Source organism: Pseudarthrobacter sp. (assembly GCF_036675385.1).
Lineage (GTDB): Bacteria > Actinomycetota > Actinomycetes > Actinomycetales > Micrococcaceae > Arthrobacter.
In genome coordinates, this window is the sequence record NZ_JAKFFD010000164.1 from 21,241 (window position 1) to 35,713 (window position 14,473).

Consider the following 14,473-nt stretch of genomic DNA (forward strand, 5'->3'; position numbering starts at 1 on the left):
TCAGCCCAGCAGGCCCGGCACGATCAGCAGGGCGGTGGGCACGGCCAGGAGCAGGGCGGAGCCGGCAAGCACCATCCCGCGGGCGGCGGCAGGCAACTGCGGCTCAGGGGACAGCAGCCGGCTGACCCGGGAGATGGTGGTCCGGGCAGAACCTGAGACGGCGCCGGTGGGCGCCTCAAGCCCGTCCAGGGCAAGGCCGGGGTGCGCGGACGGCATGGCGGCGGCCGCCATGCTTCCCGCCATCCCCGCCCCCATCCCTGCCGTCATACCCGCCGCCATACCTCCGGTGGAACCGCTGGCAACAATGGCGATCGCCTTGATGAGCGTGGCCTTGCTTTCCGTCTTCAGCGCGACGTCGTCCGCCAGCATTTCGATGAGCGAGTTCACCGCCTCCTGAGCGAGGCGGGTGGTGGGCAGCCAGGGGAGCGCCTGGCGCCACGCGGCAAACGCCCAGAGCAGGAGATGGTGGCGCTGGTTGAGGTGGGCATTCTCGTGGCTCAGGACGGCCCGCAACTCAGCCGGCTCCAGCGCGGCCATCAGGCCATCCGAGAGCACCGTGACGGAGCGGGCCCCGCCGGGCAGGCAATAGGCGACGGGTGAATCGTGGCTGATGACCACCGTGCGGGCCGCGTCGACGGACGGTGCGGCCAATAGGGCCAGGAGTTCCCGGTGCCGACGCCGCTGCCGTTCGATCTTGTAGTAGGTCAGCAAGAGGGTGAAGACCAGGTGGGCGGTGAGCAGCGCCGCGGCGGACAGGGCGAACAGATGCCAGAAGCCCAAGGCCGTGGTGGGCGCGTTGAAGAGGACCATATCAGCCAGCCCGCGAAGCCCGGAGATGAGGTTGTCTCCGATCGGTTCAAGCCCGTAGACCAGCATGGCGCCGATCATGGACAGCCCGCCCGCAAGTGCTATGGCCTGCCACAGCAGCATGGCCGTGAACGGTGACCGGGCAGGCCACGAGGCACGGGAAAGCAAGATAGGCACTGGCCACGCCAGGACTATCGCGAGGACCGCCAGAAGGTACGAGGTCCAGAACATGGTCCGCTAGATGTGGCCAAGCAGCTTGCGCAGTGTTTCCGCTTCACTGTCCGTCACGGAGCCGATGAACCGTGCCAGCACGGCTTCACGGTCAGGCGCTGAGCCCAGCACTTCATGCATCAGCTCCGCCGTGTGGTCTTCCCTGCTGGAAACGGCCTGGTAGCGGTGCGGACGCATACCGCGTTCCCGCTCCACAAGGCCCTTCTTCTCAAGCCGTGAGAGGACGGTCAGGACCGTTGTGACGGCAAGCTCCTTGCCCTCATGCCCGGCAGCATCGCCTTTTGCCTCGGTGGTTGTTGCCAGTCTGTCGCGCAGGGTATTCGCGGTGGCTGCTTCGTGGCCCGCCCAGAGCAGATCCATCACTGCCCGTTCCAGTTCGCCAAGACTTGCCATTGCAATACTTCCTTCGATTTCCCCGCACCGGGCCGTTGACGGCCGCGGTGACTGCACCATGCGCTACAGATACAAGAACAAATTTACCTGTTTTTCGCCAAAGTTTCTACGTACGGTAGAACACTCGGCGCGCCGCGGCCTTGTGGGAGCCACTTTCAGGTGGAACTGTTGGTTTTACAGTGCCCGCCGCATTGTTCTACACTCTGTAGAAGTCAAAGTTCTACGTCACGTAGAAAAATTGCACCGCCAACCCGAGGGACTGCTGTGGAAGCTCTGGAAATCGCACGCTGGCAATTCGGCATCACCACCGTCTACCACTTCATGATGGTGCCGCTCACCATCGGGCTGGGCCTGGTGGTGGCCGTGATGCAGACGATCTGGCACCGCACCGGCAAGGTGGAATACCTCCGGATGACCAAGTTCTGGGGCAAGCTCTTCCTGATCAACTTCATCATGGGCGTGGCCACCGGCATTGTGCAGGAGTTCCAGTTCGGCATGGCCTGGAGCGAGTACAGCCGCTTCGTGGGAGACGTGTTCGGGGCGCCGCTGGCCCTGGAGTCGCTGCTGGCCTTCTTTGTTGAGTCCACGTTCCTGGGCCTGTGGATCTTCGGTTGGAAGCAGCTGAAGCCAGCCATCCACCTGGCCTGCCTCTGGGTGGCCGTGGTGGGATCGGTGTTCTCCGCCTACTTCATCATCGTGGCCAACAGCTGGATGCAGCATCCGGTGGGCGCGGAGATCATTGACGGCCGGCCGGTCATGACCGACGCCTGGGCCGTGTTCACCAACAACACGGCCCTGGTGGCCTTTCCGCACACGCTGATGGGAGCGCTGGCAGTTGCCGGCGGTTTCCTTCTGGGCATCGCCTGGTACCACCTCTGGCGCAGGCGCACGGACGGCATCGACACCATCGGCGCCGACGGGAAGGTGATTCCCGGCGAAGCAGCCATCCCCGGCCGGGACCGGACCGATTACAAAGTGTGGATCCGCTCGTTGCGGATCGGCGCCGTCGTCGCCATGATCTCGTTCGCTGGCACCGCCCTGACCGGCGACCTGCAAGGCAAGCTGATGTTTGAGCAGCAACCCATGAAGATGGCCGCAGCCGAGGCCGCCTGCCACGACGGCACCGGTTTCTCCGTGCTCAGCGTCGGGAACCTTGGCTCCAAGAACTGCGATGAGATTGTGGCCCTGATCGAGGTCCCGGGCATCCTGTCCTTCCTCGCCAAGGGCGATTTCACCACGGAAGTCAGGGGCGTCAATAGCCTCCTGGACCAGTACAAGGCCGACTACGGAACCCACCTGCCGGACAACCCGATCTACGGCGAGCGGGCCGGCCAGGAGATCCAGTACGTCCCGGTTATGGAAGTCACCTACTGGGGCTTCCGGATGATGATCGGCTTCGGCGGTATTGCGGCGCTGGCGGCGCTTCTCGCGCTCTGGGTGACGCGGAAGGGTACGGTGCCTGCCTCGCGCTGGCTGATGCGCCTGGCGGTCTTCGGCATACTGGCCCCGTTCGGCGCGAACGCGGCGGGCTGGATTTTCACCGAGATGGGCCGGCAGCCGTTTGTGGTGGCCCCCAACCCGGACCTGAACGGCATCGACCAGGTGTTTATGTTCACCGCGGCCGCAGTCTCCCCCGGAGTCTCGGCCGGTGAGCTGCTGACGTCATTGATCGTCCTGACCGCCGTCTACGCCGCGCTGCTGGTGGTTGAGGTCAAGCTCCTGGTCAAGTTCATCCGGGGCGGTGTGGTGTCCGCGATGCCGGAACTGGCCCACACCCCGGCCGACAAAAACGGGGACGCCAACAAGGGCCCCGGCACTGGCAAGCCCGCCGACGACGTCCTGGCATTCGCCTACTAAGAAGAGCAGAGGATACTCGAGCATGGAACTGCTGCCCACCATCTGGTTCATCGTCATCGCGGTGCTTTGGACCGGCTACCTCTTCCTTGAAGGCTTTGACCTCGGCGTGGGAATGCTGATGAAGCTTTTCGCGCGGAACAACACCGAGCGCCGGGTGCTGCTGAACACCGTCGGCCCGGTCTGGGACGGCAACGAGGTCTGGCTGATCACGGCCGGAGCCGCAACGTTTGCGGCGTTCCCGCTCTGGTACGCCTCGCTGTTTTCCGCCCTCTACCTCCCGCTCCTGGTGGTGCTGGTTGCCCTCATCTTCCGTGCCGTGGCGTTCGAATACCGCGGCAAGGGTGACACGGACGTATGGCGGTCGCGCTGGGACTGGGCCATTGCCCTGGGCTCCTTCTTCGCCGCGTTCGGCGTCGGCGCTGCCCTGGCCTTGACCACCACGGGCCTGCCGCTGAACGCGAACGGTGACCGCGAGGGCGGTGCGTTCGCGTGGTTCAGCGGCTACGCCGTATTGGGCGGGCTGGCCGTGGTGGGGTTCTCCCTGCTGCACGCGCTGGCGTTCCTCGCGTTGAAGACCGACGGCGACGTGCGCCACCGCGCGCGCCGCTGGTTCGTCCGGCTGCTTCCGGTCCTGCTGCTGCCTTTGGCAGGCTGGGCACTCATCATCCAGTTCCTGTCGGGCAAGCCGTGGACCTGGGCTGCCGTGATCGTGGCCGTCATTGCCGCAGCAGCCGCTTGGTTCCTGGCACGGCGGGGATCCGAAGGCAGGGCGTTTATGGCGATGGGGGCCTTCCTCATCCTCGGCAGCGCATCAATCTTCGGTGCGGCGTTCCCGGTGGTGCTGCCCTCCACCCTGGACCCTGCCTTTGACCTCACTGTTGCCAACGCGTCGTCGTCCGAATACACGCTCGGGCTCATGAGTGTGGTGGCAGCCGTTGGCCTGCCCCTCGTCATCACCTACCAGGCGTGGACCTACTGGGTGTTCCGGCGCCGTGTCAGCGCGTCCCAGATCCCCGCGGCGCACAGCTTCCTGCCGGCCATTGCCGTCCGGGCATTCACCACGAAGGGCTGACCGGCCGTGCGCCCGGACTTTCCGGCCGGACCGGCCACACGCTCCGCCATCTACTGGCTTGGCCTGCTGGCAGCGCTGAAGGCGCTGTCACTGGTCCTGATGGGGCAGGCCGTGGCTGCCATGCTGGCCGGGCTGGCCACCGGGAACGGGTCGTGGGCCGAGCAGCTGCCCTGGGGCCTGGCGGGAGTTGTCCTAAGGTCCGCCACTGTCTGGGCCCAGGGCATCGCCGCGCGCCGCGCCGCGTTGGGCATCAAGGAGGAACTCCGCTCCGAGCTGCTGGCCCGGGCCCTGCGGAACGGTGCCCGGAGTACCGGTCCTGCCGATGGCGGGCTGGCCGTCCTGGCTACGCGCGGGCTGGATGCGCTGGACAGCTACTACACGCAGTTCCTCCCCGCTCTGGTGAACTGCGCCGCGATACCGCTGCTGCTCGGGGCCCGCATCCTGTTCACTGACTGGGTCAGCGCGGTGGTGATTGTCCTGACAGTTCCGCTCGTTCCGCTGTTTATGGTGCTGATTGGCCGCTACACCGAGGACCATGTCCGCGAGGCCCAGGAAACCCTGGCCCGGCTGTCCGCACACATGCTGGAACTGGCCAAGGGCCTTCCCGTGCTGGTGGGGCTGGGCCGTGCCACCGCGCAGCGCAAGGCCCTGGAGGAGATCTCGGAGGAATACCGCGCCAGGACCATGGGGACGCTGCGCACCGCATTCCTGTCCGCACTGGCGCTGGAACTGATCGCAACCATTTCCGTAGCAGTGGTTGCCGTATTCATCGGCGTCCGCCTGGTGCACGGCGACATGCCGCTTGAAGCCGGCCTCCTGGCGCTGATTCTTGCGCCGGACTGCTACCTGCCGCTGCGCGAGCTGGGCACCGCCCACCACGCCAGTGATGACGGCCGGGCGGCCCTCGCCGAGACCAGGAAGGTCACCGATGCACCAGAGCCGCAGCCGCTGCCCGTACAGGGACGCGAAGCTGCCGCGTCCGACGGCGGCAGCCGGGGTTCCGTGCCCGGGTCCGGGGGAGTGACGGTCACCGACCTCAGTGTCACGTACTCCGGACGGTCCGCTCCCGCCGTCGGGCCGTTAACGTTCACTGCCCCGCACGGGCTGATCACCGCCCTGGACGGTCCCAGCGGCGCCGGCAAAAGCACCGTCCTTGGCGTGCTGGCCGGGACCATCGGGGACGGCGGCGGAACCACAGTTTCCGGCCGCCTCTCCGGCCTGGCACGCGACGCGGTCGCCTGGGTCCCGCAGCATCCGGTGATGGTGGCGGACTCCGTGCTTGAGGAGGTCATGCTGTACCTCGGCGGCGGAACGCACCACGATACTCAGGTAGCCGAGGCAGCTAAGGATTGCCTGACCGCTGCGGCTGCCGGGCACCTTGCCGGCCACCATCCGGCCGAACTGAGCCCGGGCGAGCTGCGGCGCGTTGCGCTGGCCCGCGGCCTGGCCCGCATCAAGTCCGGTGCCACTTTGCTGCTTCTCGACGAGCCCACCGCGCACCTTGACGGCGTGTCGGCGGCGCTGGTGCAGGACTCGATCCGTGCGCTCCGGGGCCAGGTCACCGTCATCCTGGTGGCCCACGACAAGCAGACCCGCGAGGTGGCTGACCACCTGGTACCTGTTTCCGCCCACGGCATCACAGCGCCCTCCGACGGAGTTGTGCTGTCAGCAGGGACAGGGCCGTCCGGAACCGTGTGCGACGGAACCGGGGCCATTGTGGAGCAAGAGCATGCCCCGGAAATTTCCGGGCGTCGCCCGGCGAGGACGCAGAACCTTGCCGCCGCGGATCTCCGGCCAAGCAGGACTGCCCGCCTCGTGGCCGGCCTGCTGGCACCGGTGGCTGGCCGGTTCACCGGCGCCGCCGTGGTGGGCACTTTTGCCGCCCTTTTCGCCGTTGCCCTGTCCGGCCTCTCCGGCTGGCTCATCATCAGGGCCAGCGAACAGCCGCCCATCCTGTACCTGCTCACTGCCATCGTCGGGGTGCGGTTCTTCGGGATCGGGCGCGCCGTCCTGCGCTACTGGGAACGGCTCCTGCTGCACGATGCCGTCTTCGGCGCCCTCACCCGCCTGCGCGGCCGGCTCTGGGAATCACTGAGCCGCAAGGCACTTTCACTGCGGCGGCTCCTGCAGGGCGGCAACGTCCTGGGTACGGTGATTGACGACGTCGACACCGTCCGCGACCTGCTGCCGCGGGTTGTCCTGCCGCCGGCGACGGCGCTCGCCGTGGCCGGTTCGGCGCTGGTGGCAAGCGCCCTCGTGGCGCCTGCCGCGCTGCCGGCCGTTGCCTTGGCAGCAGCTGTATGTCTGTTCGTGGCGCCGTCTGCCGCCCTGTGGGGGGACCGCCGCTCGGCCACAGCGGAACAGAGCCTGCGGGCAGGCGTCCTGCGGCGCACGTCCGCCGCGCTGGATGCCCGGGCGGAGCTGCACGCGAACGGCATCGCTGCAACAGTCCTGGACGCGCTGCGCTCCGAGGACCGCCTGGCCACCCGGGCATCGCAGCGTTCCGCCTGGGCCGAAGGTCTCGGCCAGGCCATCACCGTCGCCGCCTGCGGCACCGCCGCCTTGGGTGCTGCCGTGCTGACCGCACCCCAGGTGCTGGCAGGAACCATGGAGCCCGCCACCGCCGCGGTTGTTGTCCTGCTGCAGCTTGCACTCGTGGAACCGTACGCGGCGATGACGACGGCGGTGCGCCAGTACCCGGCGCTACGCAGCGTTATGCGCCGGGTCGGTGAGTCAGGGGTGCTGGATGGCGGCGCCACGGAAACCGGGGCCGGCGACGGCCTGCATGCTGTCCCCGCCCGTTCCGGTGCCGCCCCGGGGGTTGAACTGGAAGGCGTCGGGGCGGCCTGGCCCGGCGGGGAACCCGTGTTCTCGGGGATCTCCGCCACGGCCGGACCCGGCACGTGGCTGGCGGTAACCGGGCCGTCCGGCGCGGGGAAATCCACGCTGCTCGCCGTCCTGCTGGGATTCCTGCCCGCCGCCACGGGCCGGGCCGCGGTGACCGGCACGGCGGCCTGGTGCCCGCAGGAGGCACACCTGTTCGATTCGACGCTGCGGGGCAACCTGATGCTGGGCGTCCCCTCCGCAGCGGCGGTGCCTAGTGCTGATGCGCCTGCCGGCGGTGAAGCCGAGCTGGAAGCGGCGCTGGCCGCCGTCGGCCTCAGCGCCCTGGTGTCGCGGCTGCCGGCCGGGCTGGACACCCGGATCGGGCCGGGTGGTTCCTTCCTCAGCGGCGGCGAGCGGCAACGGCTGGCCGTGGCGCGGACCCTGCTGACGGGGGCCGGGGTTATCCTGCTCGATGAGCCCACGGCTCATCTGGACGCACAGTCGGGACGGGAAATGCTGGCAGACCTCCGCGCCGGCCTCAAAGACCGCACGGTGGTCATGGTCACCCACAATCCGGCCGACATCCAGCCGGATGACACCCGGCTGGAGCTCTCGGCGGTGTCCCGGACGGGCCCGGCTGCTTCGCTGGTGGGTTGAGTCCCCTCAGCCGTCCACATCGTGGAGGTGATGGACGACGTCGTGCAGGAAGTACTGGGCCAGCGTCAGGACCGTGAATTCGGAACCGTTGCTCCGCCGTCCCCGCCGTCCCCACTCTGACTCCCGGACGCCGGCGAAGGACTCGGCAATCTGCTTGCCCTCGGCCGTCAGTTCGGCGCTGACCACGGCGGGATCGGCATTGGCGTAATCCTTATCGACTGCCGTTTGGTCCTGGTCCCAGTTCTCAAACCGGGCGCCGTCGGCGTCGAGCATAAGGTTCAGCCGCTGGTCGAACAGCGTGAAGACGTCGCGGACGTGGCAGGCATATTCCAGCGCCGACCACGTGCTGTCATCGGGGCGTTCTGCAACGTCAGGCCGGCGGAGGACGGCCCGCCAGCGCGGGAGCATGTTTTCCACGCTGCCCGGCACCGTGGCCGGTGTGGCGGTGGCAGCGTCGAAGGAGTACTCGGGGCACGGCCGGGAGAGGACCCAGGTCCAGTCCTTTTCATCAGGAATGATAGGCATGGCAGCAGTCTAGGACGGATCGCTCCAGGCCATGGCCGGACCCACCGCGTCCACTGCCTGGGACAGCGGAATCCCCGAACCGTCGCGCCGGCCGTGCTCCTGCGGCAGCGACCTGGCAATACCGGCGAGCGATGAGGCCTTCGCGGGGCCGTGCCCGGCCCACGCCAGCAGCAGCGTGTCTTCGCCCTTGAGGAACCTGTGGGCGCGAACGCCGGCTGTTGCACGGCCCTTGGCAGGGTATTCGGCGAAGGCCGTCACTTTCGCCGCACCCGGAGCGGTGCCCGGCAGGGCGCCGCTCGTGCCGGCAATGGTGACCACCACGGCGTCGTCGTCGGCGGCGGTGACCGCCCCGAAGAACAACACCTGGTCCCCGGCGCCGAGCTTGATACCCACCATGCCGCCTGCCGTCCGGCCCTGGGCCCGAACGTTGGCGGCGCTGAAACGGAGCAATTGAGCCTCACGGGTCAGGAACACCAGATCGGTCTCCTCAGACCCGGCCGGCGCCACACCCACCACCTCGTCCTTGTCCTTGAGCGCAATGACTTCCCAGTCCTCGCGGTTCAGGGGGTAATCGGGCTGGACCCGCTTGACCACACCCTGGGCGGTGCCGATGGCCAGGACTTCATCCAGCGGGGCGAACGCCACCAGCGCTTCACCCTTCAGCAGCGTGAGGAAGTCCTTGGCCGGAACACCGCCGGCGAGGTTGGGCAGGCCGGACATCGGCGGCAGCACCGGCATGTCCATGACCTGAAGCCGCAGCATCCGGCCCTGTGAGGTGACCGCCGCTATTTCCCCGCGGGCCGAGGTCTTGACCACTGAACGGAAAACGTCGTGCCTGGCCCGCGGTCCGGACTCGGCGAGGGGCTCCTGGTTGGACGTGCGCGCGATCTGGCCCGACGCCGTCAGGATGGCCCAGCAGGGATCGTCCGAGATCTCCAGGGCGAGCGGCGCGGCCTGGCCCTTGCCGTTGGGGGCGGCCGCCAGGGCTGCCGCCACGGTGGGGGAGACGGCCTCGGATTCGAGCAGGACCGTCCGCCGCGGAGTGCCGTATTTTTCGGCGATTTCGCCGAGTTCGGAGGACACAAGTCCGCGCAGCCGCTCCTCGGAGCCGAGGATGGCTTCCAGTTCCGCGATCTCGCGGCGCAGCTCCTCCTGCTCCTTTTCAAGCTCGATCCGGGAGTACTTGGTCAGCTGCCGCAGCCGCAGTTCCAGGATGTAGTTGGCCTGGATCTCGGAAAGATCGTAGATGGACATCAGCCGGACCCTGGCCGCCGCCACCTCATCCGAGGAGCGGATGATCTGGATGACCTCATCGATGTCCACGATGGCGATCAGGAGGCCCTCCACCAGGTGCAGGCGGTCCTTCTTCTTACCCAGCCGGAACGACGTCCGCCGGCGCACCACATCGATCCGGTGCTCCACGTACACGGAGAGCAGCTTTACCAGGCCGAGGGTCTGCGGCTGGCCGTCCACCAGCGTCACGTTGTTGATGCCGAAGGAATCCTCCATCGGCGAGTAGCGGTAGAGCTGCTGGAGCACGGCGTTCGGGTTGAACCCGTTTTTCAGCTCGATGACCAGGCGCAGGCCATGCTGGCGGTCCGTCAGGTCAACGATGTCACTGATCCCGGTCAGTTTCTTGCCATTGACGGCGTCCTTGATCTTCTCGATCACCTTTTCGGGACCCACCATGTAGGGAAGCTCGGTGACCACCAGGCCGGTGCGCCGGGCCGAGAGCTGCTCGATCTCCACCTTCGCCCGGGTCTTGAAGGAACCGCGTCCGGTGGCGTAGGCGTCCCGGATGCCGTCCAGGCCCACGATCCGGCCGCCGGTTGGCAGGTCCGGCCCCGGTACAAAGCGCATGAGGTCATCGAGGGTCGCGTCCGGGTGGGCGATCAGGTGCCGCGCGGCGGAGATGACCTCCACCAGGTTATGCGGGGCCATGTTGGTGGCCATCCCGACGGCGATGCCCGTGGCGCCGTTGACCAGCAGGTTGGGGAACGCGGCCGGGAGGACATCCGGCTGGGTCAGCTGGTTGTCGTAGTTGGGGACAAAGTCCACCACGTCTTCGTCGAGGTGGTCGGTCAGCGTCAGGGCTGCTGCCGCGAGCCGGGCCTCCGTGTACCGGGGGGCCGCAGGACCGTCGTCGAGGGAGCCGAAGTTGCCGTGGCCGTCAATCAGCGGCAGGCGCAGCGAGAAGTCCTGGGCCATCCGCACCATGGCGTCATAGATGGCGGTATCGCCGTGGGGGTGGAGCTTGCCCATGACCTCGCCCACCACCCGGGCGCTCTTGACGTGGCCGCGGTCCGGACGCAGGCCCATCTCACTCATCATGTACAGGATCCGGCGCTGGACCGGCTTGAGCCCGTCCCGGGCATCAGGCAGGGCCCTGGAGTAGATCACCGAATACGCATACTCCAGGAAGGAGCCTTCCATCTCGGACGTGACATCGATGTCCACGATGTTCTCGACGAAATCCTTGGGTGCGTCCCCGGCAGGGGCTGGGCTTTGGCGGCGGGCCATAGGGCTGGTGGATCCTTCTGGGTTACGGGTGGTGCTGTGGTCTGGGCGCAGGTGTGGAGGATAACTTCGGGCACACGGCCTGCACCGTCAGTTTGTGGTTAGGCTAAGCCTATGGTGGATCAGCCCGGGGACGGCGAATATCCGGAACATTGGGAAGCCGATGTCGTGCTCCGCGACGGCGGCACAGCCCATCTGAGGCCCATCCACCCCAGCGATGCGGACGCGGTCCAGGCTTTCCACGCCGGGCAATCGCAGAACTCAATCTACATGCGCTTCTTCGCATTCAAGGCCCGGCTGTCCAGCAAGGAGCTCAAGCGCTTCACCGAAGTGGACTACAAGGACCGGGTTGCCCTGGTGATCACCTTCGGCGGCGAAATCCTGGGGATCGGCCGCTACGACAGGCTGGATGACCCCCTCGAAGCCGAAGTTGCGTTCAACATCGCCGACGCCCACCAGGGCCGGGGAATCGGCTCAATCCTGCTCGAACACCTTGCCGCAGCCGCCCACGAAAACGGGATCCGCCGCTTCAGCGCCGAAGTGCTGCCTGAAAACCGCAAAATGCTGATGGTGTTCGCCGACGCCGGCTACGACGTCAAACGCCATTTCGACGACGGCGTGGTGAGCCTGGAGTTCAACATCGACCCCACCGAAAAGTCCCGGGCGGTGATGGAGTCACGCGAGCACCGCGCCGAGGCGAGGAGCGTCCGGGACCTGCTGGCACCTTCGTCCATTGCAGTCATCGGCGCGAGCCGCAAGTGGGGGACCGTGGGGTACCAGCTGCTCGAACACATCATTGAAGGCGGTTTTTCCGGGCAGGTCTACGCCATCAACCCGGAGGCACTGGAGCTCGCCGGAATGCTGTCCTTCAGCCGGATTTCCGAGATCCCGGAGCCGGTGGGGCTGGCCGTGATCGCCGTCCCGTACGAGGAAGTGGCCACCGTGGTTGACCAGTGCGCCGCGGCCGGGGTCAAGGGGCTGGTGATTGCCTCCGCGGGCTTCGCGGACGACGGCGAACGCGGCCTCACCCGCCAGCGCAACCTGGTCCGCAAGGCCCGGGCCAACGGCATGAGGGTGATCGGGCCGGCGTCCCTGGGGATCGTGAACACCCATCCCGACGTGAAACTGAACGCCTCCATGGCGCCCTCACTGCCGCGGCGCGGGGGCCTGGGCCTGTTCAGCCAGTCGGCGGCGATCGGTGTTTCCCTCTACGCGGCGTCTCACCGCCGCCGGCTGGGCCTTTCCACGTTCCTGTCGGCGGGCAACCGCGCGGACGTCTCCGGCAACGACATGATGCAGTTCTGGGAGGACGACGCCGACACCGCCGCGGTAGGCCTCTACCTGGAGTCGATCGGGAACCCCCGCAAATTCTCCCGGATCGCCCGGCGGCTCGCCCGCACCAAGCCCGTGGTGGTGGCCAAATCGGAAACCATGGGCCTGCGGCTGCCGCCCGGCCACGCCGTCCGGACCACCCAGGCGCCCGCCGGTGCGCTGGACGCCATGATGCGCCAGGCCGGCGTCATCCGGGTCGAGACCATCGAACAGCTGATGGACATCACCCAGATAGTGTCCGGCCAGCCGCTCCCGGCGGGGCCCGGACTGGCCATTTTCAGCAACTCCCTGGCGCTGGGCAACGTGGTGGCGGACAGCGCCGAGGCCCACGGCCTGACCGTGGATGGCATCATCACGGACGTGGATCTCGACGCCGGCATGTCACTGGCGCTGCCGGCGCTCCGCCACAGCCTCCAGGACACGCTCGCGTCCGACGCCGTCCACGCCGTGGTGGCCGCGCTGCTGCCGGTGCGTGGCCTGACCGTGGACCATATCGCCGAGGTCCTGGCCGAATGCTCGGCCGCCTCCGGAAAGCCGGTAGTCGCAGCCTTCACCGGCATCCTTGATCCCTCGATCTACGTGGAGGGCATGGTGGGAGGTGAGGGCCGGACAGTTCCATGCTTCTCGAACGCCGGTGCGGCTGTGGCGGCGCTCGCCGCCGTGGTGCGCTACGCGGAATGGGTGGCACGGGACCCCGGCCACTTTGTCCAACCTGACGGCTGCGATCCGGAAGCCGCACGGATCCTGCTGGATCAGCTTCTGCGCGATGTCCACGGGGAGCAGCTCAAGACCCTCGATCCGGGGTCCGCGGCAGAGCTGCTGGCGCACTACGGCATTGCGGTGCTCCCGTCCGCCGGTTTCGACTCAGAGGACGAGGCGGTTGCTGCCGCCGGCAGGCTGGGCTGGCCGGTCGCGCTGAAAACCACCGACCCGGCGCTGCGCCACCGCCTGGACCTGGGCGGAGTCCGCCTCGACGTCGAGGATCCGGATTCCCTCCGCCGCAACATCGCGCAGATGCGGCGCTCACTGGCACCCTACGGTTCGCCGGCCCTGGAGGTGCAGTCCATGGCGCCGGTGGGGCAGGCGTGCACGTTCCGGGCGATTGAGGATCCGCTGCTGGGACCGGTGGTCTCCTTCGGGCTCGCCGGGGACGCCGTCAACCTGCTGGATGACTGGGCACACCGCGTTCCTCCGCTGTCCGCGGCCGACGTGAAGGACTTCATCCGTGGGCCCCGGGCCGTCCGCAAACTCTTCGGCTACCAGGGCCTTCCCGCCGTGGACATTGACGCCCTGGAGGAAGTCGCCGGGCGGTTGGCCTGGATGAAGGACAACCATCCGGAAATAGCCCTGGTGGAATTCAACCCGGTCCTCTGCGGAACCCGGGGCGTGTCCATCCTGGCCGCTGATATCCGGATCGGCAACGCAGCCCAGCGTACCGACAGCGCCCGTCGGGCCATGCTGGGCTGACCGCGGTTAGCATGTCCCCGGCCGATCTGTGAAAATGGGGGGATGAGCTCACAGCCTTCCCCGTCGACGCCTTCCACCTCCGGCAGTGACAGCCAGGCAACCCGCCCCCACAGCTCACACAGCCACACGCCCCAGGGCCAGAGCCTGGACGGTGCACTCCAGAAGGCTGGTTTCTACCCGCGCCTGGTGGCCGACGTCGTTGACGACGCCCTGGACGGCCGCGAATGCGTGGCCCACCTGGTGCACCTGGAAACCCACTTTGACCGGGCCGAAGTCCGCCGCCACATCACCGTGCTGGTCCTGACCTCAGACATGCTGGTGATCACCCACGTGGACGACCAGCAGCTCGATGAGGCCGGCGAACAGATCGTGGCCCAGATTTCCACCGAATCCGTGCCCGTCGCGCAGATCCGCTCCGTGGTCCTGAGCTACATGTACTCCCAGCCGCAGGACTACAAGCCCTCGGATCCGGTCCGGGAAGTCACCCTCGCGATTGCCTGGTCCGGCGGCCAGCGGCTGGACATGGGCCCCGCCAGCTGCGGAGACCCGCAATGCGAGGCAGACCACGGCTACAGCGGCACCATTGCCCAGGAGGACATCGTCCTGCGGATCAGCGCCGAAGCCGACGGTCTGCAGGCCGTCCAGGATGCCAAACTCTTTGCCCGCGCCCTGCGGGCCGTGAACACCGGTTCCACGGCTCCCGTGCCGCACGCCGGCCAGACGCTCCAGCCCCGGCCCCGGACGGGTGTGTTCGGAAACCGGCTCAGCCGCGGGCACCAGCAGCGCTGA

9 protein-coding genes are annotated in these 14,473 nt (G+C 67.7%); 5 read left to right on the top strand and 4 right to left on the bottom strand.

Annotation, left to right across the window (positions count from 1 at the left end; genetic code table 11):
• Both V6M49_RS13775 and V6M49_RS13780 read right to left on the bottom strand, forming a co-directional pair.
• A complete protein-coding gene (locus V6M49_RS13775; protein ID WP_141140136.1) occupies positions 1 to 1,038 on the bottom strand; it encodes a M56 family metallopeptidase in 1,038 nt (345 codons plus the stop codon).
• Positions 1,039 to 1,044: 6 nt separating this feature from the next.
• Entirely contained in the window at positions 1,045 to 1,431 is a 387-nt protein-coding gene (locus V6M49_RS13780) for a BlaI/MecI/CopY family transcriptional regulator (RefSeq protein WP_056345326.1), read from the bottom strand.
• Positions 1,432 to 1,695: 264 nt separating this feature from the next.
• Here V6M49_RS13780 and V6M49_RS13785 point away from each other — a divergent pair, with 264 nt between their 5' ends.
• The 3 genes from V6M49_RS13785 to cydD are packed head-to-tail and all read left to right on the top strand — an operon-like array spanning position 1,696 to position 7,843.
• Positions 1,696 to 3,288, top strand: coding sequence for a cytochrome ubiquinol oxidase subunit I (locus V6M49_RS13785; RefSeq protein ID WP_332761457.1), 1,593 nt, complete (start codon positions 1,696 to 1,698; stop codon positions 3,286 to 3,288).
• A gap of 22 nt (positions 3,289 to 3,310) precedes the next feature.
• Positions 3,311 to 4,360: a cytochrome d ubiquinol oxidase subunit II gene (cydB, locus tag V6M49_RS13790; protein ID WP_141140139.1), complete on the top strand. Its 1,050-nt coding sequence runs from the start codon at positions 3,311 to 3,313 to the stop codon at positions 4,358 to 4,360.
• Positions 4,361 to 4,366: 6 nt separating this feature from the next.
• The gene (gene cydD, locus V6M49_RS13795; RefSeq protein WP_332761458.1) at positions 4,367 to 7,843 is read left to right on the top strand and encodes a thiol reductant ABC exporter subunit CydD; all 3,477 of its coding nucleotides are present in this window, start codon (positions 4,367 to 4,369) and stop codon (positions 7,841 to 7,843) included.
• 6 nt (positions 7,844 to 7,849) lie between these two features.
• Here the strand turns inward: cydD and V6M49_RS13800 are convergent, their stop codons facing one another.
• Together V6M49_RS13800 and V6M49_RS13805 are read right to left on the bottom strand one after the other, a co-directional pair.
• Positions 7,850 to 8,368: a DinB family protein gene (locus tag V6M49_RS13800; protein WP_332761460.1), complete on the bottom strand. Its 519-nt coding sequence runs from the start codon at positions 8,366 to 8,368 to the stop codon at positions 7,850 to 7,852.
• Positions 8,369 to 8,377: 9 nt separating this feature from the next.
• Positions 8,378 to 10,888 carry a DNA gyrase/topoisomerase IV subunit A gene (locus tag V6M49_RS13805; RefSeq protein WP_141140142.1) on the bottom strand — a complete coding sequence of 837 codons (2,511 nt, stop codon included), beginning with the start codon at positions 10,886 to 10,888 and terminating at the stop codon, positions 8,378 to 8,380.
• Positions 10,889 to 10,999: 111 nt separating this feature from the next.
• On the opposite strand from V6M49_RS13805, the gene V6M49_RS13810 reads away from it, so the two are divergent.
• Together V6M49_RS13810 and V6M49_RS13815 are read left to right on the top strand one after the other, a co-directional pair.
• Positions 11,000 to 13,684 (top strand): bifunctional acetate--CoA ligase family protein/GNAT family N-acetyltransferase, encoded by a 2,685-nt coding sequence (locus V6M49_RS13810; RefSeq protein ID WP_141140143.1) that lies wholly within the window; start codon positions 11,000 to 11,002, stop codon positions 13,682 to 13,684.
• Between the two features lie 42 nt (positions 13,685 to 13,726).
• A complete protein-coding gene (locus tag V6M49_RS13815; protein ID WP_141140144.1) occupies positions 13,727 to 14,473 on the top strand; it encodes a DUF5998 family protein in 747 nt (248 codons plus the stop codon).